This window comes from Acinetobacter sp. NEB149 (genome assembly GCF_012516415.1).
GTDB lineage: Bacteria > Pseudomonadota > Gammaproteobacteria > Pseudomonadales > Moraxellaceae > Acinetobacter > Acinetobacter lwoffii_V.
In genome coordinates this window covers 202,955-229,279 of the sequence record NZ_CP051208.1, presented here as the reverse complement: position 1 = coordinate 229,279, position 26,325 = coordinate 202,955, and the positions used below count along the sequence as shown (strand labels likewise).

Genomic DNA, 26,325 nt, shown 5'->3' with positions numbered 1-26,325 from the left:
CTATGTTCCTGTTAAGCGGCATTGGCACGCACAGCATCTGCCAGGCTGTTTGCAAGTGTGGTGACTTCAGCCAGATCATCGCCTTCGACCATCACACGAATGACAGGTTCTGTGCCAGATTTACGAATCAATAAACGGCCACGACCTTTAAGCTGCTGTTCGGCTTTTTCAAATTCAGCTGCCAGTGCAGGCACTGAATAAGGATCAAACATGGCATTTAAACGTACATTGACCAGGACATTGGGCAACAGTTTAAAGTCAGCCACAAGTTCATGCAGAGCTTTTTTCTGCTCAACCATCACGGTTAAAACTTGCAGGGCTGCAATAATGGCGTCGCCTGTGGTGCTCTTGTCTAAAGTCAGAATATGACCAGAAGGCTCACCGCCAATTACCCAGCCATTTTCTTCCAGACCTTGCAATACATAACGGTCGCCGACTTTGGCACGTAATAACGGCACTTGTGCTTTTTCCAGCGCCAGTTCCAGCGCCATATTGCTCATTAAGGTACCGACGATACCTGCCGGTTTTTTCGAGCTTTGAGTCGCAAGAATATAAAGAATATGGTCGCCATCAATCAGATTACCGGCTTTATCTACGAGAACCACACGGTCAGCATCCCCATCAAAGGCAATACCCAAATCCGCTTGATGTTGAATCACGGCTTGTTGCAAGCTTTCCGGATGCGTTGAACCACAGCCCTCATTAATATTTAAACCGCTCGGCTCATTGTGAATCGCAATCACACGTGCGCCCAGTTCACGGAACACTGCAGGTCCCACGTTATAGGCTGCACCATTGGCACAATCCACCACAATGGTGAGTTCATTCAGATCCAGATGATACGGGAACGTCGATTTACAGAATTCAATATAGCGACCGTTGGCATCTTTAACCCGGATACTTTTACCCAGATTCGCCGTATCTTCAATCACAAAATCTTTTTCAAGTTCCTGATTAATTTCGTCTTGTAAAGCATCTGGCAATTTTTTACCTTCCGCAGAGAAGAACTTAATGCCGTTATCAAAATACGGGTTATGCGAAGCGGAAATGACAATACCCAAGCTGGCATGTAAGGCACGGGTCAAGTGAGCAATCGCCGGTGTCGGTAGTGGACCTAAAAGGTGAACATAAACGCCAGCGGCATTTAAACCTGCCTGTAAGGCAGCTTCCAGGATATAACCAGACAAACGGGTATCTTTACCCAGAACCACCAATGGTTTGGATTTTTTACTATGACGTTTTAAAACTTTACCAGCCGCAAATCCCAGTTTCAGGGCAAACTCAGGGGTAATCGGCAATTCGCCAAACTTTCCACGAATACCATCCGTACCAAAATAACTCATCTTTATCTCACTTCTTAGCGGATGATTGATATCACCCATTTTTTTCCTTGAGTCACACTTTACACCAAAATAAAAAAGCCGTCATTTGCATGACGGCTTTTTAAAATTTTAAATCACAGGAAATTAACCTACGCGATAGTTTGGTGCTTCTTTGGTAATGGTCACATCATGTACATGCGACTCAGACATACCGGCAGAAGTGATTTTCACAAACTTGGCATTCTGACGCAGGTCTTCAATCGTCGCAGAACCGGTATAACCCATTGAAGAACGTAGGCCGCCCATCATCTGATGTACGATATTACCCATTGGGCCTTTGTACGGTACACGACCTTCAATACCTTCAGGAACCAGCTTCTCGGCACCGGCCTTGGAGTCCTGGAAGTAACGGTCAGCAGAACCTGTCGCACCCGCCATCGCGCCCAATGAACCCATACCGCGATAAGCCTTGTAGTAACGACCCTGGAAGAATTCAACTTCGCCTGGTGCTTCTTCAGTACCGGCCATCAATGAACCAACCATAATCGTGCTTGCGCCCGCACCAATCGCTTTGGCCATATCGCCAGAGAAACGAATACCGCCATCTGCGATCAAAGGAATCTGATCTTTCAGCGCATTGGCAACAGAATCAATCGCAGAGATCTGTGGCATACCAATACCCGCCACAATACGCGTGGTACAGATTGAACCAGGACCAATACCAACTTTAACGGCATCCGCACCTGCATCAAGTAACGCCAGCGCAGCATCACCTGTCGCGATGTTACCGCCAATCACCTGAACTTGTGGATAATTGGCCTTAACCCAACGTACACGCTCGATCACACCTGCAGAATGGCCATGTGCAGTATCGACTACAATCACGTCCACACCTGCATCAACCAAGGCTTCTACGCGGCTTGGCGTTTCTGCACCAGTACCGACAGCAGCACCAACACGCAGACGACCCAGGTCATCTTTACAGCTATTTGGATACAATTCAGCTTTACGGAAATCGGTTACCGTAATTAAGCCTTTCAGCTCTTGCTGATCGTTGACCACCAATACTTTTTCAATACGGTGCTGTTGCAATAAAGCTTGGATATTTTCTTTCGATTCGCCTTCACGAACTGTCACCAGGCGATCCTGACCAGTCATGATATTGCTGACTGGCTGCTCAAGATTGGTTTCAAAGCGTGTATCACGACCGGTCACGATACCCACCACTTTGCCATCTTTCACAACGGGTACACCGCTGATATTGTTGGCTTGAGTCAACGCAATCAGTTCACGTACTGTGGTTTCAGGAGTGACTGTAATCGGGTCTTTGACCATACCCGCTTCGAATTTTTTCACACGGCGCACTTCTGCAGCCTGAACCGCGATATCCATGTTCTTGTGCAAAATACCGATACCACCATTTTGCGCCATTGCAATTGCCATACGGGACTCAGTCACCGTATCCATTGCTGCAGACACAAGAGGAATATTCAGGTTAATGCCACGAGTTAAACGTGTCTTTAGGGAGACATCTTTTGGAAGAACAGTAGAATAGGCAGGGAGTAATAGGACATCATCGAAGGTTAACGCGTCTTGAACGATGGTCAACATAACAGTCTCACTGGTAATTTCCGTGCACTATTATAAACAAATATCGGCTTAAATTTCATTGCAATTGCAAAATTATTTTTTTATTCAAGCTTTGTACACGCAGATCTATGTGGGTGCTAAAACAGTATCAATAATACCTCTGATAATGAAGTTCCCTATTTTAAATATACCCCGATCATTTTAATGGAGTGAAAAGCAGAGCCTAAACTCTGCTTTGGGTCGATTTAGCTGACGTATTCAAAACTGTCATCATTGTCAGCTTCATCATTTTCAATCTGAATAAAAGGCAACATATTATGTGCCAAACGGGCTTTATTGCATTGATCATCGGCGATCTGTACTTCTTTGCAGGATGAACTGCGCAGCTCATACATACCGCAACTGACCTGCTGGCCAATGGTGCCATCCAGTGCAATACAGCGTGGATTTTTTTGATTAGTTCCAGCCATACATGAATAGACTGCTGTCACAGGTTCGGTATAGTGCTCAGGCATATGAATACCTTCGGCCCAATAGAACGAAACCCTGAAATAGGCGCAGCACGCCCCGCAGCTTAAACACGCATCCGGTTTTGGAACTTGAGACAACATTTCTTATAAGTTCTCATGATCAAAAAAAAGTTTTTTGGAGAAGAAATATAAAAAATGTTGTTTTTCTACACAAGAAAAATTTTATTTTTCTGTGAACTATTCAGGACAGGTAAAAACAGTTTCGTCCATCAGGTCGGTGCCACATTGCAGCGTTTCAATCCAGTCCAGAAACTGGGTGATCTGCTCTTTACCCATAAAAGGCGTGCCATGCTGCGGCACAATCATCTCGATATCCATGCCCCGCACCATGTTCACCCAAAGACGAATCACCTTGTTATTGCACATATAACGCTGATGAAAGCTTTTCATTTTTGGGATATGCGCCGCAAAGTTTTCCAATGGTTTGGCAGCATCATCGACCATCGATGCGCCCATATCTCCCGAAAACAGGATCTTGGCAATCGGATCATAAAACTGGAAATTCCCCACCGAATGCAGGAAATGCGCCGGCACCGCCACAATGTGTGATTGACCCAACGAAACGATCTGACCATGATCCGGAAGTTCCACCAATCGATCCAGCCAGTTGCCTTTCATCCGGTCACTCATAAAGGCCGAGTTTAAGTGTGGCAAGAAGCGCGCCCACAGCTTGGATGCGACGACTTTGGCGTCCGTATAGACCAGCCAGCGTGGCATCGAGGTGATGATATCCGGGTCCTGGTGCGAGGCCATGACATAATCCAGATTGGTCAAACGGGTGTATTTATTCAGTTCCATGGTCAGCGGCACATAGGTTAAATCACCACCCGGATCAAGTACCGCCGCGCGCTCATGATCAATGATCAGAAACTGGTTTGCCTGAACGCCTTCACCTTTGACCAGACTGGTAAAACTGATGCATTTATGTGTCCCGTTATCAAACAGAACCTGCGATGTGGTGCGTTCAAAAGCCATGTAAATTCCCCAATTTATAATAAAAATAACGTTTTTATACCCGTATAAAATATAAGGAATTAATCAAACTTACAATCAATAAAACTAGCCATATCACACTATTTACCAAGGTTTTGAGAGAATTTTAACCATAAAAAATCCTGAGTTTTTAGCTCAGGATTCATGTAATTTATTATTTTATGATTTAAAAGAAATAATGTTGAGCCAGTGTTGCGACACCAATCACCAGGAAAATCGCCGCCCCAATTTTATGAATCAGGCTGATCGGGAGTCTATTCGCCAGCTTATCTCCCAAAAATACTGCAGGTGCATTGGCCAGCATCATGCCCAAAGTGGTCCCAAGCATCACCCAGAATACGCTATCGAAACGTGCTGCCAATGCGACTGTAGCAATCTGAGTTTTGTCACCAATTTCTGCCAGAAAGAACAGAATAAAGGTCGCACCAAATACCCCGAATTTTTGCCATTTATTGATACTGGCATTTTCATCCCCGAGTTCATCCGGAATCAGCATCCAGACAGCCATTGCGATAAAGCCAATCGAGACGATCCACAGTAGCACCTCCGGCCCGATCACGGTGGTCACCCATTGTCCCAATACTGCAGAAAGGCCGTGGTTAATCAGCGTCGCCAATAAAATGGCAACTAAAATAGGAACAGGTTTGCGAAAACGTGCGGCAAGCAGCAATGCCAGCAGTTGGGTCTTATCACCCATTTCAGCCAGTGCTACGATTGCAGTCGACAGTAAGAATTCATACATGAGGTTTTTCTCTGGCTAGCATCCAATACCAATGACTCACCGCTCCTGCTAGCCAAAATCTGCAGAGTGGTAAATCAAAGGTCTTGCCAACAAAAGAAAGCTTGGAAAAGCTAACTTGGTTCTTTGCTATGATGACCATGCTCGTTTGAGCAAATATGTTGACCATCACCCTTCTGCTTTGCGCAAAAGGCGGCTACTCCCCAATGAAGTGCGTCAAGTATAGAATCAAATAGATTATTTTTCAATGCAGCAGCAAAAAACCCTGCCGAAGCAGGGTTTTTCTCTTTACACCCTCTTTATATTTCTCCCAGAGGAAGAAAATAGAAGGCATATACATGATTTTTTAGATCAATAAAGTACGGATATCTTTAAGCAGCTTGGTCAGCTTGTTGGTGAAACGAGCAGCATCTGCACCATTGATCACACGGTGATCGTAGGACAATGAAAGCGGCAGCATCAAGCGTGGATCAAAGCCTTCACCATTCCAGACCGGTTGCATGGTTGCAGGTGAAATACCCAGAATTGCCACTTGCGGCCAGTTCACCAATGGCGTAAATGCCGTACCGCCAATTGAACCCAGGCTAGTGATCGTGAAGTTGGCACCTTGCAGATCTTTCGGCGACAATTTCTTGTCACGCGCTTTTTGACCCAAGGTTCCTAGCTCAGTAGCAATCTGTTTAATTGACTTCTGTTCTGGATGACGCAGTACAGGCACAGTCAAACCATCTGGCGTTGCGACCGCGATACCCATATGGATCTCGTTACGTAGCAAGACTGACTTGCCATCATCGGCCAAGTGACCAGCAAACTCACGCTCTTCTTTTAACAAGTGCGCAACTGCTTTGATGATGAATGCCATAATGGTCAGGCTCAAGCCTTCTTTTTTGAAGTTGCCTTTCAGTTCATTACGCCATGCTTCCAGTTCAGTAATATCCGCTGCATCAAACTGGGTCACTTGCGGAATGAAATTATTCAGCGACAACTGTGGAATAGACACTTGTTGCAAGCGCGTCAAGGCTTTCTCTTCCACACCACCAAAAGCGCTAAAGTCTGGCAGTTTTGGCAGACCTGCGACTTGAGCAGCAGCGGCTACAGGAGCCGCCTGTGGCGTAGTAAGACGCGTTTTGACATACGCTTTCAGGTCTTCTTTCATGACGCGCGCATGTGGGCCAGATGCTTTGACGTCTGCCAACACGACGCCCAGTTCACGGGCCAGTTTACGCACCGCAGGACCGGCATAAACTTTAGAATTAGCGGCATTCTGCTCTTTGGTCAGCTTGTCAGCATTATCCGACGTCGTGACTGTTTGAGTAGAAGATGCAGCAGGTGCCGGGGCTGCTTTTGGTGCTTCTGCTGCTTTCGGTGCTTCTGCTTTGGCTACGACAGGTGCAGCAGCTGCTTGCGCTTCAGCTTCAATTGTCACCAGTGCAATGCCTTGAGAGACATTTTGACCCAGTTCCACATGAATGGCTTTAATCACGCCGGCTGTAGTGCTTGGCACTTCAACAGTCGCTTTATCTGATTCCACCACGATGATGCTCTGGTCTTTTTCAACCGTATCACCGACCTGAACCAGAATTTCAGCCACAGCCGCCTTGTCTACACCTAGATCAGGCACCTTCACTTCAACATCACCTGCAGGTGCTGCTGGCGTTTGTGGCGCTTCAACTGCTTTCTCTTGGGTTGCCGCTTGAGCAACTGGTGCTTGAGGTGCTTCTGTCTGTACTTGTGCTGCCGAAACAGCCGTTTTCACTTTCAGAATGACCACACCTTCTTTGATCGTGTCGCCTTCTTTAATCTCGATGGACTCTACCGTGCCTGAAACCGTACTTGGCACTTCAACAGTCGCCTTGTCTGATTCCACCACTACGATACTTTGATTTACCTCGATTTCATCACCGACAGCGACCAGGATTTCCCCTACAGTAGCTTTTTCTACACCAATATCGGGGATTTGTACATCAACCACCTGTGAGCTCGCTTGAGCCTCAGGAGCAGCAGAAGCTTTAGACTGATGTGAAGCCAGTTCCTGCATGATTTCCTGATCCGGCAATGAAGTCGGAGTATTTTCTGAAGTTTTTTGTGAGGCATCTGCTTGCTGTGGCTCGACCACATCAGCGCTGCCGTCTTCAGCTTGTAGCTCAATCAGTACCGCGCCTTCAGCCACTTCATCACCCTGACTCACCAGAATGCTTTTTACCACGCCTGCTGAAGTGCTAGGCACTTCAACAGAGGCTTTATCAGATTCAAGCAATACAATGCTGTCATCGATCGCGATCGTATCACCCACTTTGACCAGAATTTCGGCCACTGTTGCCTTATCTACACCAATATCAGGAGTCGTAATTTGCATGCTTAGTTCTCCTCTTTGTAGTCAGCAACAGCATGTACAGATGGGGTTTCTTGCGGTGCCCAAGCCACTGGACGATCTGTATCAAGCTCAAAAGTCGAGATCGCATCTTTTACCAGGCGCGCATCAACTTCACCTTCATCTGCCAGTTTTTTCAGGGTTGCAACCACAATATGGGCAGCATCGACACCGAAGTAACTACGCAAGTTGGCACGTGTATCTGAACGGCCATAACCGTCAGTACCCAATGCTACGAATGGACGGCCATCTGGAAGATAAGCACGAATCTGTTCGCTATAAGCACGCATATGATCGGTTGCAGACACGACGATACCTTCAGTACCGCGAAGCTGTTTCGATACCCATGCTTCTTTTACGTCTTCAGCCAGCGGATGCAAGCGGTTGTATTCTTCACATGCCATACCGTCACGTGCCAGTTCATTGAAGCTGGTCACGCTGTAGACATTTGAATGAATTTGATATTCTTCACGCAGAATCTTCGCCGCCTTGATCACTTCACGCAGGATTACACCTGAGCCCAGTAACTGAACAGTGGCTTTTTCATCTTCTTCCAGTAAGTACATACCACGCTTAATGCCTTCTTCAACACCTTTTGGCATTTCCGGATGCTCGTAGTTTTCGTTCATCACGGTCAGGTAATAGAACACACGTTCCTGGTTCACATACATACGCTGTAAACCGTCATGCACGATCACTGCCAATTCATAACCGAAACATGGGTCATAAGAGACACAGTTTGGAATGGTATTAGCCAAGATGTGTGAATGACCATCCTGATGCTGTAAACCTTCACCGTTCAGTGTAGTACGACCCGCAGTTGCACCCAGCAAGAAGCCTTGTGCCTGTGCATCGCCTGCTGCCCATGCAATATCACCAATACGCTGGAAACCAAACATCGAGTAGTACATGTACATCGGAATCATTGGCAGGTTATTGGTTGAATAACTGGTCGCCAATGCTGCCCATGCACTCATCGCACCGGCTTCGTTAATCCCTTCCTGCAACATGTGACCGTCTTTGGCTTCACGGTAATGCATCAGCTGTTCTTGGTCTTCCGGAGTATATTTCTGGCCATGCGCGGCATAAATACCGAGCTGACGGAACATCCCTTCCAGACCGAAAGTACGGGCTTCATCTGGAACAATTGGAACAACGCGGTCTTTAATCGCTTTCTCTTTAAGAAGTGCAGAGATTAAACGCACCATCACCATTGTGGTGGATTGTTCTTTACCATTTGAACCGGCCAAGACCGAATCAAATACTGAAAGTCCAGGAATCGCCAGCTGTTCGCTTTCCTTACGACGTGCAGGCAGGTAGCCACCTAGCGCCTCACGACGCGCCTTCATATATTTCAATTCAGGGGAATTTTCGCTTGGACGGTAGAACGGTACTTCTTCAAGCTGTTCATCAGTGAAAGGAAGGTGGAAACGGTCACGCACGTATTTCAAAGAATTGATTTGCATCTTCTTGATTTGGTGAGTTTTGTTGACTGCTTCGATTTCTTCCGACAAACCATAACCTTTCACGGTTTTTGCCAGAATCACGGTCGGCTGACCTTTGGCCGTACATGCTTCGGCATAAGCAGCAAAGACTTTGTACGGGTCGTGACCACCGCGGTTCAGATTATCAATATCTTCGTCGCTTAAGTCTTTAACCAACTCAGCTGCTTCTGGATATTTGCCGAAGAACTTTTCACGCGCGTAAGCACCACCTTTTACCTGGTAACGCTGGAAATCGCCATCGACTGCTTCTTCCATCACTGCTTTCAGTGCACCGGATTTATCTTTATCCAGTAGTGGATCCCAATGACGGCCCCACACAACTTTAATCACACGCCAGCCTGCGCCGCGGAATAATGACTCAAGTTCCTGAATGATCTTGCCATTACCACGTACCGGACCATCCAGACGTTGCAAGTTACAGTTCACTACCCAAATCAGGTTGTCGAGCTTTTCGCGACCTGCCAGAGAAATTGCACCCAAGCTTTCCGGCTCGTCCATCTCACCATCACCCAGATAAGCCCAAACCTTACGATCTTCTTCTTTAATCAGGCCACGGTTCATCAGGTACTTTTGGATATGTGCCTGATAAATTGACATGATTGGACCCAGACCCATCGATACGGTCGGGAACTGCCAGTAGTCCGGCATCAAATAAGGATGCGGATAAGATGGCAAACCTTTACCACCCACTTCACGACGGAAATTATTCAGATGCTCTTCAGTCAGACGGCCTTCTAAAAATGAACGCGCGTAAATACCCGGTGCACAGTGACCCTGGTAATAGATCATGTCGCCGCCGAAGCTATCGCTGTTGGCACGGAAGAAGTGGTTAAAGCCCACATCATAAAGGGTTGCAGAAGAAGCAAAACTCGCCAAGTGACCACCGAGATCATCACCGGTTTTATTCGCGCGTAATACCATTGCCAAGGCATTCCAGCGGATCAGCGCGCGAATACGGCGCTCCATGTCCTGGTCGCCTGGCATTGCAGGTTGTTCTTCAACAGAAATCGTATTTAAGTAGGGAGTATTTAAACGCTGAATAGGAACATGCTTTGCAATTGCGCGTTGATAAAGTTTTTCTAATAAAAATGCTGCACGCTCAGTGCCCATGTGCTGCAAAACAGAGTCAAATGCATCTTGCCATTCTTGGGTTTCTTGCGCGTCTGTATCGCCATAAAACGCCATAATCTACAGTTCCTAAAAGCCTAATCTAATGTCTTATATGTACCATATTTAAGACCTCTGCAGGTATGGCCTTAGCTGAATGCGATTTAGCAGTACTATTTAGGAACTAAATGATGGGTGACGTATAATTACACTACATAACAAAAAATAGTCAATAAAGGCGATTTATTATACAATCATTATAATAGTTGGTGATAATATGAGACTTAAAAGTGATAAAACAAAAAGCCCTTCAAGTTGACTTGAAGAGCCTGCAGTTTAAACGCTTTAAAATGCTTATTGGAGGTTTTTATGTATAGAGATGCTTCTTGTTATTCAGGTCTATACTTAAGGTAACATGGCCAAATAAGTAGATGGGTTTTTACGTTGACCGTCTTTTACTACTTCATAATGTAAGTGTGGACCGGTACAGCGACCAGTACAGCCAACGTTGGCAATATGATCACCTGCTTGCACCTGCTCTCCCACACGTGCAATAAGACGTGAAGCATGGGCATAGCGCGTTAAATAGCCATTGCCATGATTGATTTCAACGTATTGACCATAACCTGTGCCCCAACCTGATTTGGTCACAATCCCTGGACCTGTTGCATAGATTGGTGTACCACTTGGCGCTGCAAGATCAAGGCCTGAATGATTTTCAGCACGGCCACTCATGGTACGGCCACCGTAATTTGAACTTACGCGAGAATTAGGTAAAGGATGAGAAATTAGCCAAGAATAAGCACTGTTTGCTGCCGCTTTGTTGGATGAAGTATTGGCATACTTCTGAGCAAGCGTACGATTGTTTAGTTCAACCGGTTTCTCACGAAGCTGAACATTCAATTTAGTCTGTGCTGGAATATCGATATCATCTGGATGAGTATATGCACCCTGTGCCAGAGTACGCGTCAATTGCTCGATACGATCTGTTGAACCATTTTCTTGATTTAGATTAACTAAATCTGCGAACGCAACCGAAGCCGCTGAAACTGATAAAGAAAATGCCAACAAAATACGTCGCATATGCATAAAAAACCTCTCTAAACTGCTTTAATCGAGTTCCTTGAAGATCTCTATCCTTGATATCCACTAAAAGAAGCGCATAAGATTAAGACATAAATATGTAGGAATTATGTATGTCGGAACCTGTCAACGTTTTTCAACAAACAAGAAAACAGATAAAAACAGGAAACTTTTCGTTTCTCTCATCACAAGTCGCTGCTTGGCAGAAACTCACGAAACTCGTACAACCGCTATTGCCCCAACCGGAACGCTGGCAAGTTGTCTGCTATCAAAATGGTGTGTTAACGATTACTGGTGAAAACCAGGCCATGATCAGTCAATTGGCCTATCTTCAAAAGCAATACATTTCACAACTCTCTCAAATAAATGAATTAACAGATCTCACTAAACTTCAAGTTTGTCTGCGGAATCCTTCGCAAACGCCACCTGTTTCAGCAACACCTGAAAGAGCCTTAAATGCAGAAACACAGGAATTACTTCGTAGTGCTGCTGACTTTATAAGCGACCCTAAGCTTAGCCAAGCTTTACTACGTTTGGCAAGCAATAAAAAGTAACATCGCAATCAAATGTAATAAATTAAAAAGCAAACATTATGTGATGTGTATCACAGTATTAAAGCAATAACAAAAACATAAAGACACAAACACAATGACTTATGTCACATTCACATACATGATTGGACAATTGGCTTCGTCATCAAATGTTACAATTTCATAGCAGCTTGGATCACTTTTCACATTGCGTAAAAGTTGATTATTCAAGGCATGTCCAGATTTATAACCATCAAATTTGGCAATAATCTGATGCCCGAGCAGGTATAAATCACCCACGGCATCCAGAATTTTATGACGTACAAATTCGTCCGAGAAACGTAAACCTTCTTCATTAACGACCCCGGTTTCATCCACACCAATGGCATTTTCCAGACTTGCACCTAAGGCCAGATTATTGGCTTTGAGATAATCCAGATCTTTCATAAACCCAAAGGTACGCGCTTCACTGACTTCATAAACGAAGGTTTCAGTAGAAAAATCGATACTGGCGGACTGATGTTCTTTTTTAAAGGCAGGATGATCAAAATCGATGGTGAAATTCAGCTGAAAGCCCTCATGTGGGCTAAAAATGGCACATTTGTCATCAATCAGTGCTTCAACCGGTTTAATAATCTTGACGAATTTTTTAGCAGCATCCAGTTCTTGCAAACCACCCTGCATGAGCAGGTAAATAAACGGACCTGCGCTGCCGTCCATAATCGGCACTTCAGAAGCCGATACTTCAATAATTAGGTTATCAATGCCCAGACCAGCGATCGCACTCATGACATGTTCAATGGTGCCTACTTTGGCATTTTCCTGAACCAGGTTCGAGCACATAAAGGCTTCCTGAATCAGCATGGCATCGGCAGGAATGTCGACTGGCGGATTCAGGTCAATACGACGAAACACAATTCCCCCATCGGCATGGTGCGGCACAAAGTTAATCATGACTTTTTGCCCACTGTGAAGACCGATTCCGCTCGCTTTCACGACACGTTTCAGGGTACGTTGTTTCAACATGCTTTTATCATCTGTTCATCTATAAAACCGCTATACGTTAGCATATTTGGCTATTGATAAAAAACAAAAAGGTGGCTTAAAAGCCACCTTTCCTGTCTAATCTAGCTAAACACATGATGTTACATGTTATTTACGCTGTTGATTCTTAAGATAATCCTGAATGCTCATTGGCGTTGGGCGCGGGCTAGAAACTGAAGCCGCCGCTGGATTCGCTGCTGCACCTGTTTCATGCTGCTGACGCTGAATTGCCGGTACATCATCATCTTCCACCACAGCCTGTGCAGCTGCTGCTGGACGAGTTGCCTGTACATTAGTACGTTTGGTCGGTTCAACTGAATCCGCTGCATGACGGGTGAGACCTGTTGCAATCACAGTCACGCTGATTTCATCACGCGCATCCGGATCAAAAACGGTACCGTAGAACACTTGACCCTCATCTAAATCGACAATCTGGTTCACGACATCAGTAATTTCTTCAATTTCACCGAAAGTCACGTCATCGCCACCAGTCACGTTGATCAGAATGCCTTTGGCATTCATGATAGTCACGTTGTCGAGTAATGGACTACGGATTGCCTGCTCAGCAGCCTGACGTGCACGGTTCTCACCACGACCCAGACCGACACCCATCATGGCATAACCACGAGTGCTCATGGCTGTTTTTAAGTCAGCAAAGTCAAGGTTGATATGGCCAGGACGGACTACCAAATCAAAAATACTGCGTACTGCATTCAACAATACATCATCCGCTTTTTTATAGGCATCTTTCATTGAAATATCACGGAAGACTTTCAATAGACGCTGGTTTGGAATGATGATTAATGAGTCTACATGCTGCTCTAGCGCTTCAATCCCTTTTTCAGCAGACTGTAGACGGCGTTTGCCTTCAAAGTTAAATGGCGTGGTCACGACACCAACGGTCAGAATACCCATTTCTTTCGCAATTTCAGCAACCACTGGCGCTGCACCGGTACCGGTACCACCGCCCATACCCGCAGTTACAAAGACCATATCGGTCCCTTCAAGCTGTTGGCGAATCAGTTCACGGCTTTCTTCTGCTGCGGTCTGGCCGACTTGCGGATTTGCACCTGCACCCAGACCACGGGTACTTTGCTCGCCCAGCTGAATTTTAAATTCGGCTTCCATGCGATCCAATGCCTGTTTGTCCGTATTGGCACAAACAAATTTTACGCCCTGGATATCGGACTGCAACATATGTTGTACCGCATTACCACCCGCACCACCTACACCAAATACAGTGAAACGGGCTTGACCATTGCTATCGCTATGATCGTCTTCGAAAAATTCAAATGAGGCCATGACCTATAAAATTCCTAATTCATAATTGGCAGTCACTAAGCCCGTATACTGCCTTAATCTTAATAAAATTGTTTTTAAGAATGCTGCTCATGCGTTCACTTGTCAAGTACAAGCCCGATTAACTACATCTTCCCAACAATATTCACAATAAAAATCGACTTAAAAGATTGATTTCAGGGTGTCATTAAAGCCAAACAAGGCTCTTTTGACCCGCTTAGCCAATGACAACCGCTCTACATCATCCTGTTCCACAATCGTGTCCTGGGTATCACTCTGACTAAACATCAGCAAGCCAGCCACCGTACTATATTGCGAGCGACGTAAAGCAGCCTGATGTTGTTCGTCTGCATACACCTGAGTCGGCGGATTACCTAAATGCGCCGAGACCCCCATGGTACGGCGAACAAAACTCACCATCCCTTCGATATGACTGGCATCACCGGTCAATACCACACCATGATACAAGCCCTGGATGGCACCATTTTTCACCAGCTCATCACGTACCAGACCCAGAATTTCTTCATAACGAGCCATAATAATTTCAGTCAGTTCAATCCGGCTGATGGTTTGTGGCCCGTCAATTCCTTGGAACTGAATCATATGGTCAGGCTTGACCACTTTCAGGTCGACACAGCCATACAATAATTTCAGACGTTCAGCTTCTTCGGTCGTGGTTTGCAATACTGCTGCAATATCACGGGTCACATGTTCACCGCCACGTTGGAAGGTATGGGTTAAGGCCAAACGACCATCCACATACACTGCAACATTGGTCGTGCCGGCACCGATATCTACTAAGCATACGCCATATTCTTTTTCGTCTTTCAGCAGGCTGGCTTCAGCAGTAGCCAAGCTCGACACCACCATTTTTTCTACACCAATATTGGCACCTTTCAGGGCGCGATCAATATTCTGCATGGTACTGATCGGCAGCATCATCAAATGATAGTGTCCGGTCATGCTATGTGCCGACATCCGAATCGGGTTTAACACCCATTCCGGTGAGTCGTCCAGCTCAAAACCCAGAGGCACAGCACTGACCAGATAATGATCTGAAGTCAAATGACTGGCTTTGGCCAATTCCAGTGCACGCACCACTTCACTGGTGGTAATCGCATGCTCGCTATTGTCGATCGAGGTGCGACCTGAAGCATAAAAGCTTTTTAATTCGGCACTTGGAATAGAGACCCAGGCAGAATGTACACGACATTCCGCCATATCTTCTGCTTCTTGAACGGCATTTTTAATTGCAGTAATAACTTTATCGAGACTGACAATTTTCCCTTTACTCATGCCTCGGTTACGAGCGGTGGCCATACCAATCACTTGGATATTGTCTGGCGCGTGTACCTTGCCAATCAAAACTGAAACTTTGTGTGTCCCAATGTCAATCGCCACAACCGAGGGAACAGCTTCACTCATTATTCACTACTACCATTACGTGTTTGTTAGATTTATGGCTTTAAATGCCTCTATTTTTTAAAGCCGGTCATTATGGCTTTACTGTTACCTTATTCTCAACGCCCGTGTCATCAATGGTTACAATAAAATGTCCATTTACAATTTTAGGCGGAATTGAATTTTTCCACTGTATCGACAATCCATTGCGATAACGCAGGTCGATGGCCGAAATTTTAGACCAGACCGGCTTTAAATCGCTCTGAGACAGATGGCTCAGGCGTTGTAATTTGCTCATAGTCTGGTCTTTATCCACAATTATTCTTAAACCCGAATCAAACTGCATAAACCAGGTCATTCGCTCGGTGAGATATAATTCTTTTAGACGAATGCCTTGTGGCAAAAATAACTGATTAATTTCATTATAACGACGCATCATGGTTTCTGCATGGCTCGCTGGCCCATGTAGCAACGGTAATGCCTGATAATTCTTGGGTATGACTTCAGTGAAAATAACACCACTGTCACTCAATAAACGCCCTGTCCCCCAACGTGCAATTGCATGATGCGGCATCACCCGCACCCGAATGCCATTTGGCCAGGCTCGGGACACCACGACCCGATCCACCCAGGATAATTCCAGAGTACGATCGCGGATCGCTTCCAGATCTGAAGTAAAATAGTTTTCGGTCACAATCGGTGACACATATTGCATAACCTGACGCTGTTCAGCAGCCGAGCGCGTACCTATCACGCCCAGCTCTGCCACGTCACTATTGGTCATGACTTTATATAAGCCCAATATTCCAAAGGCCAGCACCAATACCGCAATACACAACAATAACCAGCCACCAAAATTGGTCAGCTTTTCTTTGCGTGTCGGCGGCTTGTCGTGAATTGAAGTAATCGCAGCACGTTTACGGCGCATGGAAACAGGAAGTTGAGCCATATTTAGTGTGCCGAACCAGTCAAGGTCTGTTCCAGAATCGCGACACACAGCTCATCAAAACTGTATCCGACTGCAGCTGCCGCTTTTGGCACCAGTGAGTGACTGGTCATGCCCGGTACGGTATTGACTTCAAGCAACCAGAAGTTGCCCTGTTCATCCTGCATGGCATCAATCCGGCCCCAACCACTGGCACCGACTGCTTGGAATGCGCGCAAACTCAAGGCTTTTAACTGTTGCTCTTCAGCTTCGCTTAAACCACATGGAATGCCATATTGCACATCATTACGCTGATATTTCGCTTCATAGTCATAGAAGGCAACATCTTGAGGCGGTTCAAGACGAATCACCGGCAGCGCCTGACCATTTAAAACCACAATGGTATATTCACGACCGGTAATCCATTTTTCTGCCATCACCACAGCATCATGTTCAGTTGCCTTGGTAATTGCTTCTGCAAAATCTTCAATTTTCTCAACCTTACTCATGCCGATACTGGAACCTTCATGTACCGGCTTGATAATCAAAGGCAAGCCTAAAGCATTAACAATGTCGTTCGCATCAGAGTCTTTGGTGACAATGCGATACGGTGCTGTCGGCAATTCCGAACCCTGCCAGACCTGCTTGGTCTTGACCTTGTCCATGCCGATCGCAGAACCTTGTACACCGGTACCGGTATACGGCACGTTTAACCATTCCAGTGCGCCCTGGATCTGGCCATCTTCCCCGCCACGTCCATGCAATACAATAAAAGCACGATCATAATTTACCAGTTCTGTGACACTACGCTCCTGAGGATCAAACGCTTCCGCATTGACCCCTGAACGCACTAATGCCTCAAGTACCGCCGTACCACTGTCTAGAGAAACCTCACGCTCTGCAGATTTACCACCAAGCAACACGGCAACTTTTCCGAATTTTGAAGCATTTGACACGTTTATATCCTTAAACTTTTTTCAATCTGGTCAATTCAATTCAGTCACACAAGATGACTATTTTATATATAAGTGATTTTGTGCAAGTTCGACTGAGATTGCTCCAACATTACCTGCGCCCTGGGTTAATAACAAGTCATTTGCTTGCAATACTTTTCTCATGATCTGATTCAGGTTGCCGTCCGTCGCATCAACCAGAATCGGCTCGACTTCACCACGTAAGCGAATGCTGCGGGCCAAAGTACGGCTGTCCGCCCCGACAATCGGTTTTTCACCGGCAGGATAAACATCCAGCAACAATAACTGGTCTACAGTAGAAAGCACTTCCACAAAATCATCAAAACAGTCACGGGTACGGCTATAACGGTGTGGCTGGAACATCATTACCAGACGACGGTCCGGATGACTCTGACGCGCAGCTTTAATCGTCGCTTCGACTTCTTTTGGATGATGACCATAGTCATCCACCAGTTTCACGTCACCGCCCTCAATCGCAAACTCACCCTGAACCTCAAAGCGACGACCCACACCACTGAAACCTTCCAGTGCACGGCAGATTGAAGCATCAGACACACCTTCATCGGTTGCTATACCAATCGCGGCCAAGGCATTCAGCACATTATGCAAACCTGGCTGGTTGACCGTTACACGCAATGGCTCACGCTCTTTACGCAATACGGTAAAGTGGGTTTGCATGCCATCCTGATCAACATCTACTGCGCGGATGTCATTGTCCTCATTGAAGCCATAAGTCAGTAACGGACGTGCAATCCGCGGCATGATTTCACGGATATTGGCATCATCACCACAGACTACAGCCAAGCCGTAAAATGGCAGTTTTTGCAGGAACTGGATAAAAGTATCTTTCAGGACATCGAAGCTACCGCCATAGGTATCCATATGATCAGCATCAATATTGGTCACCACGGCAGCCATCGGTTCCAGGTGCAGGAAAGAAGCATCTGACTCATCGGCTTCGGCCACGATATAACGGCTGGCGCCCAAGGCTGCGTTCATACCGGTACGGTTCAGCAAACCACCGATCACATAGGTTGGATCCATGTTTTCTTCAGCCAGCATACAGGTGATCAGGCTAGTGGTGGTGGTCTTGCCATGCGTGCCGGCAACGGCAATACCATGGCGGTAACGCATCAGTTCACCCAGCATTTCCGCACGGCGAACCACAGGAATACGGTTTTCAATCGCGGTTTTAATTTCCGGATTTTCTTTATCAATCGCGGTAGAAACCACGATCACGTTGGCGCCCTTAATATTATTTGCAGTATGTCCGATATAGACTTTAATGCCATTCGCTTCCAGCTGTGCGGTGGTATTGGATGCCTTGATATCTGAACCGGAAACTTTATAGCCCTGGTTTTTCAGCACTTCCGCAATACCACACATGCCTGCGCCACCGATCCCCACAAAATGAATGTGTTTGATACGGCGCATTTCCGGCACTTTGATTAACTTTTTCGCTTGTTCAGCTGGGGTTGTTGGAGACATAGTTTACTCGGATTACAATTCTTGAATTAAACGGACCACATGTTGAGTCGCATCGGGTTGAGCCTGTCGGCGTGCTTTCACGGCCATTTCCATTAACAGCTGGCGATTCAGCATCGGCTCTAATAATGTTGTTAAACTTTCCGGGGTCATCGTGGCCTGCGGGCAAATCTTTGCCGCATTGATATTGGCCAGGAAACCGGCATTGGCCGTCTGGTGATCATCCACTGCGCTTGGAAGCGGCACAAAAATCGCAGCCACCCCGGCAGTGGCAATTTCAGTGACGGTCAAAGCCCCGGCACGGCAAATCACCAGATCGGCATCAGAATAGGCTTTGGCCATATCCTCAATAAAAGGCTGTACTTCAACTTGTAGACTGGCCGGTGCATTTTCATAACGTGCCCGGGTCGCCTCGGCATGGTTTTGCCCACACTGATGATAGACGCTTAATCGCACATTGAGTTGCTTTAAAGCTTCCGGAACCCGTTCATTTAAGGCTTGCGCCCCCAAAGACCCACCAACGATCAGAATACGTAAGGGCAATCCTGCCTTGTCACGCTCCTGATAACGCCAGGATGGATTTAAAATTTCGCTAATTTCCTGTCGTACCGGATTACCCGTAGTCACGACTTTATCTTGGGCCGGAAAGGTATTTGGAAAAGCCTGGCACACCGTCTTTGCCACACGCGACAATTGGGTATTGGTAAAACCGGCAACTGCATTCTGTTCATGGATCAGCACCGGAATACCTAAGATACGCGCAGCCAAACCACCCGGGCCTGCCACATAACCACCAAAGCCTGCCACGGCATCGACCTGAAGCTGTTTCATGAATTTCATGGCACTTAAGGTGGCTTTCATAATTTTAAAAGGCGCCAAGGCTTTACGCACAAAACCATTGCCACGCACACCTTGAATATCGATCTGATAAATGGGAATATTCTGGTTTTTTAACAGGCGGTTTTCCATGCCTACGGGCGTGGCCAACCATGAAACCTGTATACCTTTTTGTTGTAAATCTTTGGCAACAGCTAACGCTGGAAACACATGTCCACCTGTACCTGCGGCCATCATCATGACATGTTTAGGCTGTTTTTGCTGAGCTTCGGTCACGGTTTAATTCTTCAATTCAAAAAATGGAGCAGGAAATCTGATTTAAGTAATCAATTGTAATCACAAACCTCAGGCCATGAAAGTTTATTTACTTTATTTCAACAAGGCTTTAATTGTTTTTTCATGCAAATTCCAAGTTTAGACTCGTTTTATTTATAAGGTCTGCACTTTTCCTTCGACTTAAGTGACATATCATAGCAATTTTAAATGATTTTCTCATTATATTATCAATAACCTTGCCACGGACAGGGCTTTATTTAGAACCCTTTACAGCTCACTCCCGGTCAATCCATATCCTATCATCGACTAATGAGCTTAGGCTTAAATCCTATCAATTTTATAAAACTTTCATGTTATTCATATCTATATATGAATGATGCTTGATGTACAAGCAGATGCTTTAAATGGACTCAGTTCGGATAAATGTCAAAAATATCATGTCATGATGTATGGATTATCTTGGCCGGTTATCTGGCTGCGATCCATGTCGGCAAACTTTCGGCCGTGATTCCTGTATTGCAGCAGGATTTAAACCTGAGTTTTACCCAGGCTGGTTTTTCATTAGCGTTGGTGCAGGCTGTCGGAATGCTGTTTGCGCTATGCATTGGCGCCTTCTCGGAAAAAATGGGATTAAAGCGCTGCCTGATCATGGCCTTAATCATTTTAGGGCTGAGCAGTTTTGCCGGGCTTTGGATTACGCAGCCTGCCACTTTATATGTATTGCGCTTTATGGAAGGAATCGGGTTTTTAACCATTTCCTTGTGTGCGCCAGCAATTTTAAAACGTACCAGCCGCGCTGAGACACTGAATTTCAAGATGGGACTCTGGAGTTCCTATATGGGCATCGGTGTCAGTCTGGCCGTATTGACGATTCCTCTCCTGCTTGAATATCTGGACTGGCAAATGATCTGGGCCATTTTGGGCTGCCTGTGCCTTGTCATTGCTGGCATGATTAAACAATATTTAAATATTGAACCTGTCTTGGTAACACAGCCAGACTCTTCTCAGCCAGCTACGGAAAACACCTCATTCTGGCAGATTGTTAAAATTACCCTGACCCACCCATCGATTATCTGTCTGGCGATTATTTTTGCCTGTTATAGCAGTCAATGGATCACTGTCACGGGCTTCCTGCCTACGCTGTATGTCGAACAGGGGCTAGACTTAAAACGCGCAGGGATGCTGGCTTCAATGGTCGTGCTGGCCAACCTAGGCGGTACTTTTGGCGCAGGCATGTTGCTGCAACAGGGTTATAGACCGCACACCTTATTGAGTACCGGATTTGTAGCAATGCTCTGCAGCAGTTGCTTGGTATTTGCTGCAAATTCCTGGCTCTCATTTGAATTGCAGGTTGTCAGTGCCGTGCTGTTTTCACTGATTGGCGGGATGATCCCAACCACTGTTTTTGCGATTACCCTGCACTATGCACCACGTGCCTATGCAGCAGCGGCCAGTGTGGGTCTGGTTTTACAAATTTCAGCCTGCGCACAGTTTTTTATACCGACCCTGAGCGCTGCGCTGATATCTGCCACTCAATACTGGGCCAATCTTGCCATTATCACCGTCTGCCTTTCGATGCTGGGCATGGTAATGACGGCATATTTATTTAAGCGTTACCCGAAATAAAAAAGGTAAAAAGAGCCTGCAAGCAGACTCTTCTTTCACCTGATTTTACCTTTAAACCTGATTGGCCTGACCTGCTTCCAGCACGGCAAACAGATCATCCGCAATCGAGGTGCCAAACTGCGCATCAATTTCACGGATACAGGTTGGACTGGTTACATTAATTTCAGTAACATAATTTCCAATCACATCCAGCCCCACAAAGACCAGACCTTTCTCTCTGAGATACGGCCCTACTTTTGCTGCAATGGCTTTGTCAGTTTCAGTCAGTGGGCGCGCCTCGCCCAGGCCACCCGCGGCCAGATTACCGCGCACTTCACCATTTTGTGGAATACGGGCCAGACAATATGGCACTGGCTCGCCATTAATCATCAGGATGCGTTTATCGCCTTCGACAATTTCCGGAATATAACGCTGCGCCATAATCGGCTGGGTACCATTATTGGTCAGCATTTCAATGGTTGAACCGATGTTGATGCCATCCTGATACAGACGGAAAATCCCGGTGCCACCCATACCATCTAGCGGTTTTACAATCACATCGACCTGTTCTTTGAGAAATTCACGGATCAGGCTTTGTTGCGAAGTCACCAAGGTCGGAACTTGCAGATGCGGGAACTGGGTTGCGAACAGTTTTTCATTACAGTCACGCAGGCTTTGTGGCTTATTGATAATCCATGCCCCTTCGCGCTCTGCCTGTTCCAGAATATAAGTGGTATAGACAAAGTTCATATCAAAAGGCGGATCTTTACGCATCAAGACAACGTCATAAGCAGCGATCGACTCTTTGCGTTTTTCGCCGAGTTCACAATAATGATCGTAGTCTTCAAATACCTGTAACGGCGCGATCAGACCAAAGGCCTTGCCCTGGTCGATATATAAATCTTGCTGCAATGCATAACCGAGTTCATGCCCGCGACGTGCTGCTGCCCATAGCATCGCCATGGTCGAGTCTTTCTTCAGGTTTACATTTTCAATGGGATCCATCACAACAAGTACGCGCATGTGTCTCTGCTCTTTTTCAAAAAATGACTTGGCAAGGAGTATAGCTTGTGTCGATTCTTTTGTTTATGGTGATTTTGCATGACTTATTTTATATAGGTACTGAGACAGATTGAGCCCACAGGAGGTTTGCCATGCAACAGGCCATTATCGGTTTTCACCTGGATGAGGAACAGCATTGGGTTGCAGAGCTGGCCTGCGGACATGGCCAGCATGTGCGGCATACCCCGCCATGGCAAAATCGCCCATGGGTGATGACCGAGCAAGGACGTAAAGAAAAACTCGGGATGCTGCTAGACTGTAAAAAATGCGAAAAGTGCGAAACTGAAACCTGAACCTATGAAAAAAGTAGTATGTAGGTGACCTAAAAAATAATCTTGTCCAGAATTTGCTAATTTGAGTTACTGCGTTTATGCTTTTATTGCTCAAACATGCAGCGCATTTTTTCAGGGTGTACTTTTGCTCATACGGCTCGTCAAACAGATCTGGTTGGTGATGCTTGTGGTTTTTGCCATAGGCTGGAGCAGTGTGTCTGTCGCATCTGCAAACACCATGCATCTGGTTATGCCGTCTGAAAAAACGAATCCTCATTGTCTGGAAATGACAAAACCCTCTGCTTCTCACTCGCTGCATAAGACTGATCATCATCAAGATCAGGAACTGATTCAGCCGGACTGTGTCAGTGACAGCACCCAGCAGTCATCAGATTGTCTGGATTGTGGCACTATGGCCTGCCAGAACTTGGTCACCAGCCTGCCCATTACAACGCCCGAGTTAAGCGTGCCTGATCACGGTTATCCGGAAAAAACCCTCCTCCCTGCTTACCATGCCCAGCACCTTGTCGGTTACTGGCAAGAAATCCTGCGCCCACCCAAAGCTTGATCCTGAATTTTTAAATTTTTTTATTCATTAAGGATTAAGTTATGTTGCTTAAAATCAGTCAAAGCCTGTGTCTGGGCTTCGGTCTCATCTCGTCGTCTGCCTTGTTTGCAGCCGTAAAAGAATATCATCTGGTCATTGATGAAAGCCCGATCAATCTCACCGGAAAGACGGTCAAGCGTATCACTGTAAACGGAAAATTCCCTGCACCCTTGCTGGAATTCGAAGAAGGTGATGATGCAGTCATTCATGTACAAAACAACCTGAACAATCAGGATACCTCACTGCACTGGCATGGCCTGCTCCTGCCCGGGCTGATGGATGGTGTCCCCGGATTTAACGGTTTTCAGGGCATCAAACCGAAACAGTCTTTTACTTATCGCTTCAAGGTTCGTCAAAACGGCACCTACTGGTATCACGCACATTCCAAAGGTCAGGAACAGGACGGCCTCTATGGCGCCTTGGTGATTCGCCCCAAAGCCCAGACATTGCTACCTGCACATGAACAAACCGAGCGGGATTATGTGGTGATGCTGTCGGATTTTCACGAACAGGGCAGCCAGCAGATTCAGAACAATTTAAAAAAATCGGCCGAATATTATCAGAACCAGCGCGAAACCGTTGGCGATGTATTTAAGCAGGTAAAAAGTGACGGCCTCAAGGCCACCTGGTCAGACCGCAAGATGTGGAACCAGATGCGTATGCTGAAAACCGACCTATCTGATGTTACCGGTTATACCTTTCTGATCAATGGAAAAACGCCGCAACAAAACTGGAGTGGCCAGTTCCAGCCCAATGAAAAAGTCCGCCTGCGTTTCATCAATGCTTCTGCCATGTCGTTTTTCGATGTGCGTATTCCCCAGCTGAAAATGACCGTGGTCAGCGCCGATGGACAAGCTGTGCAGCCGGTCGCTGTAGATGAATTCCGGATTGGAACTGCTGAAACCTATGATGTGATTGTGGAACCCACTGCAGCGCATTACCAGATTGAAGCGGAATCGATCGACCGCTCAGGCTTTGCCATTGGCAGTTTGCATCAGGCAACTGATTCAAGCAAAACCCCGGCCCCGGTTCAATTACCGACACCGCGCCCTCGTGCCTTATTGACCATGGAAGATATGGGACATGGCGAACAGCATGACATGTCGCATGACGCACACAGCAGTCAGACCACGCAGACTGTCACAAGTGAACATGATCAGCATGCCCAGCACGACATGCATGCAAGTCATAGTGCCATGTCCGGAACCAATCAGCCTGTTCAGGGCTGGGCCAATATGTCTACGCCTGCAGGGCACAAAGCCTTGCAATATCAAGACCTCAAAGCCCTGACACCGCAACCTGATACCCGCGCAGCAGAACGTGAACTGGTGATTCGTCTGGGTGGAACTATGGAGCGCTATATCTGGACCATGAATGGTAAAAAATTCAGTGATGCCGAGCCACTTCAGGTGAAATATGGCGAGCGGATCCGGCTGAAATTTATCAATGACAGCATGATGGCCCATCCGATGCATTTGCATGGCATGTTTATGCAGCTGGAAAATGGTCAGTCTGCTGCAAATATGCCAAATAAACACACCGTGATTGTGCCGCCCGGGAAAACGGTGACCACCCTGCTCACAGCAGATGAACTGGGAGAATGGGCGATTCACTGCCATCTGCTCTATCACATGAGTGCCGGCATGATGAACAAGCTGATTGTGGCACAGGTTGACGAAGATCAAGCATCTCACCCTTCTTCACAAAAAACGCCGTCAAAGCCAGCAGCTGCCCAAGGAGAAAGCCATGCACATCACTAATCTTTTTGTAAAGTCAGTGCTTAGCAGTGCGCTTACCCTAAGCAGTCTGAGTATTTTTGCGGCAGCTTCTAGCGAGCATACGGGTCATAATGAACATCAGCATCATAGCGGATATCATGCCATGCAAAACATGGCTGATGACCACGCACAGCATACTGAAACAGCAAATGCCGTTTCTCATCAACCGCCACCAAAGTTATTGCATCAACAGCAGGCGCTGAACACACCACAAAATTCAGTCAGTTCTGCCAGCGAACATGATCATCGTAAAGAACATGGCGCACAGATTTATAGCCAGATTATTCTGGACCAGAAATGGCAGCATAGTTCAGAGGGAAATGGAGCATTCAAGTCCAAGAACCAGGCCAGAGTCGGCACGGATGAAAATAAAATTTTCCTCAAGCTAGAAGCCGACAAACATGAATCCCGTCAGGCCGAATATGATGCCAAAGTGTTGTATAGCCGAAATATTTCTGATTTCTGGGATGTGCAGACCGGGGTGCGCTATCGACAGGAAAATTTAGCCGAGCCTTCTATAAACCAGCAGAACGAGCGCTTCGATGCAGTATTTGGGCTACATGGCCTGGCTCCCTACTTTTTCGAAACGGATGCTCATGTCTATGTTGGTGAAGATGACTTTGTCGGATTAAAACTGAAAACAGAGCGTGACCTGTTACTGACTCAGAAACTGATTATGCAACCCTTTGTCGAACTGGATGTCATCCTGAATGATCAGGCAGCGAATGCGAAAAAAACCGGCCTTAGTCATGCCACCTTGGGCCTGGAAACACGCTATGAACTGAGCAAAAAGCTCATGCCTTACCTGGAAGTGGGTTATGAATATAGTAAAGGCAACAAACAGACAGCCTGGCAGCAAAGCTCTGATTCTGAAAAAGGCTGGATCTATGGTGCAGGTCTAAGAATGATGTTCTAAATTTTTGATACAGAAAATTATGCAGCTACGGGATATGAAGCTCCATTTATGCCCCGTAGCGCTATGGCACTATA

Annotated in this window: 22 protein-coding genes and 1 riboswitch; of the genes, 6 read left to right on the top strand and 16 right to left on the bottom strand. The window is 46.3% G+C overall.

Going from position 1 to position 26,325, the window contains the following annotated elements; all coding sequences use genetic code 11:
- Positions 1 to 11 precede the first annotated feature (11 nt).
- The 8 genes from glmM to HGD77_RS01035 all read right to left on the bottom strand — a co-directional run bounded on the left by glmM (position 12) and on the right by HGD77_RS01035 (position 11,246).
- Positions 12 to 1,343, bottom strand: a complete 1,332-nt coding sequence (glmM, locus tag HGD77_RS01070) for a phosphoglucosamine mutase (protein WP_004281334.1) — start codon at positions 1,341 to 1,343, stop codon at positions 12 to 14.
- A gap of 123 nt (positions 1,344 to 1,466) precedes the next feature.
- Positions 1,467 to 2,933 (bottom strand): IMP dehydrogenase, encoded by a 1,467-nt coding sequence (gene guaB, locus HGD77_RS01065; protein WP_004281332.1) that lies wholly within the window; start codon positions 2,931 to 2,933, stop codon positions 1,467 to 1,469.
- A 224-nt stretch (positions 2,934 to 3,157) separates the two neighbouring features.
- On the bottom strand, positions 3,158 to 3,523 hold the full coding sequence (locus tag HGD77_RS01060) for a YkgJ family cysteine cluster protein (RefSeq protein ID WP_004729171.1): 366 nt from the start codon (positions 3,521 to 3,523) through the stop codon (positions 3,158 to 3,160).
- A gap of 96 nt (positions 3,524 to 3,619) precedes the next feature.
- Positions 3,620 to 4,417, bottom strand: coding sequence for an MBL fold metallo-hydrolase (locus HGD77_RS01055; RefSeq protein ID WP_004729170.1), 798 nt, complete (start codon positions 4,415 to 4,417; stop codon positions 3,620 to 3,622).
- A 184-nt stretch (positions 4,418 to 4,601) separates the two neighbouring features.
- On the bottom strand, positions 4,602 to 5,177 hold the full coding sequence (locus HGD77_RS01050; protein WP_004729168.1) for a TMEM165/GDT1 family protein: 576 nt from the start codon (positions 5,175 to 5,177) through the stop codon (positions 4,602 to 4,604).
- A 73-nt stretch (positions 5,178 to 5,250) separates the two neighbouring features.
- Positions 5,251 to 5,391: riboswitch (yybP-ykoY riboswitch) on the bottom strand.
- Between the two features lie 129 nt (positions 5,392 to 5,520).
- Positions 5,521 to 7,530 carry a 2-oxo acid dehydrogenase subunit E2 gene (locus tag HGD77_RS01045; RefSeq protein ID WP_168730610.1) on the bottom strand — a complete coding sequence of 670 codons (2,010 nt, stop codon included), beginning with the start codon at positions 7,528 to 7,530 and terminating at the stop codon, positions 5,521 to 5,523.
- Positions 7,531 to 7,532: 2 nt separating this feature from the next.
- Entirely contained in the window at positions 7,533 to 10,235 is a 2,703-nt protein-coding gene (gene aceE, locus HGD77_RS01040; RefSeq protein ID WP_004729164.1) for a pyruvate dehydrogenase (acetyl-transferring), homodimeric type, read from the bottom strand.
- Between the two features lie 327 nt (positions 10,236 to 10,562).
- Positions 10,563 to 11,246, bottom strand: a complete 684-nt coding sequence (locus HGD77_RS01035; RefSeq protein ID WP_004281322.1) for a M23 family metallopeptidase — start codon at positions 11,244 to 11,246, stop codon at positions 10,563 to 10,565.
- 107 nt (positions 11,247 to 11,353) lie between these two features.
- Here HGD77_RS01035 and HGD77_RS01030 point away from each other — a divergent pair, with 107 nt between their 5' ends.
- Positions 11,354 to 11,794 (top strand): DciA family protein, encoded by a 441-nt coding sequence (locus tag HGD77_RS01030; protein WP_004729162.1) that lies wholly within the window; start codon positions 11,354 to 11,356, stop codon positions 11,792 to 11,794.
- 99 nt (positions 11,795 to 11,893) lie between these two features.
- On the opposite strand, the gene lpxC is transcribed toward HGD77_RS01030, so the two are convergent.
- From lpxC to murG, 7 genes are all read right to left on the bottom strand, one after another.
- Positions 11,894 to 12,796 carry a UDP-3-O-acyl-N-acetylglucosamine deacetylase gene (lpxC, locus tag HGD77_RS01025; protein ID WP_004281319.1) on the bottom strand — a complete coding sequence of 301 codons (903 nt, stop codon included), beginning with the start codon at positions 12,794 to 12,796 and terminating at the stop codon, positions 11,894 to 11,896.
- Positions 12,797 to 12,922: 126 nt separating this feature from the next.
- Positions 12,923 to 14,116, bottom strand: coding sequence for a cell division protein FtsZ (ftsZ, locus tag HGD77_RS01020; RefSeq protein ID WP_004647240.1), 1,194 nt, complete (start codon positions 14,114 to 14,116; stop codon positions 12,923 to 12,925).
- Between the two features lie 159 nt (positions 14,117 to 14,275).
- The gene (ftsA, locus tag HGD77_RS01015) at positions 14,276 to 15,538 is read right to left on the bottom strand and encodes a cell division protein FtsA (RefSeq protein WP_004647239.1); all 1,263 of its coding nucleotides are present in this window, start codon (positions 15,536 to 15,538) and stop codon (positions 14,276 to 14,278) included.
- Between the two features lie 70 nt (positions 15,539 to 15,608).
- Positions 15,609 to 16,463, bottom strand: a complete 855-nt coding sequence (locus HGD77_RS01010; RefSeq protein WP_004647238.1) for a cell division protein FtsQ/DivIB — start codon at positions 16,461 to 16,463, stop codon at positions 15,609 to 15,611.
- 2 nt (positions 16,464 to 16,465) lie between these two features.
- Complete coding sequence (locus tag HGD77_RS01005; RefSeq protein WP_004647237.1) at positions 16,466 to 17,395, bottom strand: D-alanine--D-alanine ligase; 930 nt, start codon at positions 17,393 to 17,395, stop codon at positions 16,466 to 16,468.
- Between the two features lie 57 nt (positions 17,396 to 17,452).
- Positions 17,453 to 18,901 (bottom strand): UDP-N-acetylmuramate--L-alanine ligase, encoded by a 1,449-nt coding sequence (gene murC / locus HGD77_RS01000; protein WP_004647236.1) that lies wholly within the window; start codon positions 18,899 to 18,901, stop codon positions 17,453 to 17,455.
- Between the two features lie 12 nt (positions 18,902 to 18,913).
- Positions 18,914 to 20,011, bottom strand: a complete 1,098-nt coding sequence (gene murG, locus HGD77_RS00995) for an undecaprenyldiphospho-muramoylpentapeptide beta-N-acetylglucosaminyltransferase (protein ID WP_004647235.1) — start codon at positions 20,009 to 20,011, stop codon at positions 18,914 to 18,916.
- A gap of 423 nt (positions 20,012 to 20,434) precedes the next feature.
- Between murG and HGD77_RS00990 the strand changes: the two genes are divergently transcribed.
- A complete protein-coding gene (locus tag HGD77_RS00990) occupies positions 20,435 to 21,637 on the top strand; it encodes a CynX/NimT family MFS transporter (RefSeq protein ID WP_168730609.1) in 1,203 nt (400 codons plus the stop codon).
- A 51-nt stretch (positions 21,638 to 21,688) separates the two neighbouring features.
- Here the strand turns inward: HGD77_RS00990 and gshB are convergent, their stop codons facing one another.
- Positions 21,689 to 22,639 (bottom strand): glutathione synthase, encoded by a 951-nt coding sequence (gene gshB / locus HGD77_RS00985; protein ID WP_004729150.1) that lies wholly within the window; start codon positions 22,637 to 22,639, stop codon positions 21,689 to 21,691.
- Between the two features lie 131 nt (positions 22,640 to 22,770).
- On the opposite strand from gshB, the gene HGD77_RS00980 reads away from it, so the two are divergent.
- The 4 genes from HGD77_RS00980 (at position 22,771) to HGD77_RS00965 (ending at position 26,251) form a co-directional block, all read left to right on the top strand.
- Positions 22,771 to 22,971, top strand: coding sequence for a DUF3565 domain-containing protein (locus tag HGD77_RS00980; protein ID WP_004281307.1), 201 nt, complete (start codon positions 22,771 to 22,773; stop codon positions 22,969 to 22,971).
- A gap of 124 nt (positions 22,972 to 23,095) precedes the next feature.
- On the top strand, positions 23,096 to 23,518 hold the full coding sequence (locus HGD77_RS00975) for a hypothetical protein (RefSeq protein ID WP_171476901.1): 423 nt from the start codon (positions 23,096 to 23,098) through the stop codon (positions 23,516 to 23,518).
- 41 nt (positions 23,519 to 23,559) lie between these two features.
- Positions 23,560 to 25,317, top strand: coding sequence for a copper resistance system multicopper oxidase (locus HGD77_RS00970; protein ID WP_168730608.1), 1,758 nt, complete (start codon positions 23,560 to 23,562; stop codon positions 25,315 to 25,317).
- On the top strand, positions 25,304 to 26,251 hold the full coding sequence (locus HGD77_RS00965) for a copper resistance protein B (RefSeq protein ID WP_168730607.1): 948 nt from the start codon (positions 25,304 to 25,306) through the stop codon (positions 26,249 to 26,251). Before HGD77_RS00970 ends, HGD77_RS00965 begins: the two co-directional genes overlap by 14 nt.
- The last annotated feature ends 74 nt before the right edge of the window (positions 26,252 to 26,325 follow it).

Bases quoted from the DNA above. Each gene is read 5' to 3' on its own strand.
- HGD77_RS00980 (WP_004281307.1), top strand. From the start codon at position 22,771: ATGCAACAGGCCATTATCGGTTTTCACCTGGATGAGGAACAGCATTGG.
- ftsA (WP_004647239.1), bottom strand. From the start codon at position 15,538: ATGAGTGAAGCTGTTCCCTCGGTTGTGGCGATTGACATTGGGACACAC.
- HGD77_RS01035 (WP_004281322.1), bottom strand. From the start codon at position 11,246: ATGCATATGCGACGTATTTTGTTGGCATTTTCTTTATCAGTTTCAGCG.
- HGD77_RS00970 (WP_168730608.1), top strand. From the start codon at position 23,560: ATGTTGCTTAAAATCAGTCAAAGCCTGTGTCTGGGCTTCGGTCTCATC.
- HGD77_RS01050 (WP_004729168.1), bottom strand. From the start codon at position 5,177: ATGTATGAATTCTTACTGTCGACTGCAATCGTAGCACTGGCTGAAATG.
- HGD77_RS01030 (WP_004729162.1), top strand. From the start codon at position 11,354: ATGTCGGAACCTGTCAACGTTTTTCAACAAACAAGAAAACAGATAAAA.
- HGD77_RS01060 (WP_004729171.1), bottom strand. From the start codon at position 3,523: ATGTTGTCTCAAGTTCCAAAACCGGATGCGTGTTTAAGCTGCGGGGCG.
- glmM (WP_004281334.1), bottom strand. From the start codon at position 1,343: ATGAGTTATTTTGGTACGGATGGTATTCGTGGAAAGTTTGGCGAATTG.
- HGD77_RS01045 (WP_168730610.1), bottom strand. From the start codon at position 7,530: ATGCAAATTACGACTCCTGATATTGGTGTAGATAAGGCAACAGTGGCC.
- HGD77_RS01055 (WP_004729170.1), bottom strand. From the start codon at position 4,417: ATGGCTTTTGAACGCACCACATCGCAGGTTCTGTTTGATAACGGGACA.
- ftsZ (WP_004647240.1), bottom strand. From the start codon at position 14,116: ATGGCCTCATTTGAATTTTTCGAAGACGATCATAGCGATAGCAATGGT.
- HGD77_RS00990 (WP_168730609.1), top strand. From the start codon at position 20,435: ATGTCAAAAATATCATGTCATGATGTATGGATTATCTTGGCCGGTTAT.
- murC (WP_004647236.1), bottom strand. From the start codon at position 18,901: ATGTCTCCAACAACCCCAGCTGAACAAGCGAAAAAGTTAATCAAAGTG.
- HGD77_RS00965 (WP_168730607.1), top strand. From the start codon at position 25,304: ATGCACATCACTAATCTTTTTGTAAAGTCAGTGCTTAGCAGTGCGCTT.
- HGD77_RS01010 (WP_004647238.1), bottom strand. From the start codon at position 16,463: ATGGCTCAACTTCCTGTTTCCATGCGCCGTAAACGTGCTGCGATTACT.
- lpxC (WP_004281319.1), bottom strand. From the start codon at position 12,796: ATGTTGAAACAACGTACCCTGAAACGTGTCGTGAAAGCGAGCGGAATC.
- guaB (WP_004281332.1), bottom strand. From the start codon at position 2,933: ATGTTGACCATCGTTCAAGACGCGTTAACCTTCGATGATGTCCTATTA.
- gshB (WP_004729150.1), bottom strand. From the start codon at position 22,639: ATGCGCGTACTTGTTGTGATGGATCCCATTGAAAATGTAAACCTGAAG.
- aceE (WP_004729164.1), bottom strand. From the start codon at position 10,235: ATGGCGTTTTATGGCGATACAGACGCGCAAGAAACCCAAGAATGGCAA.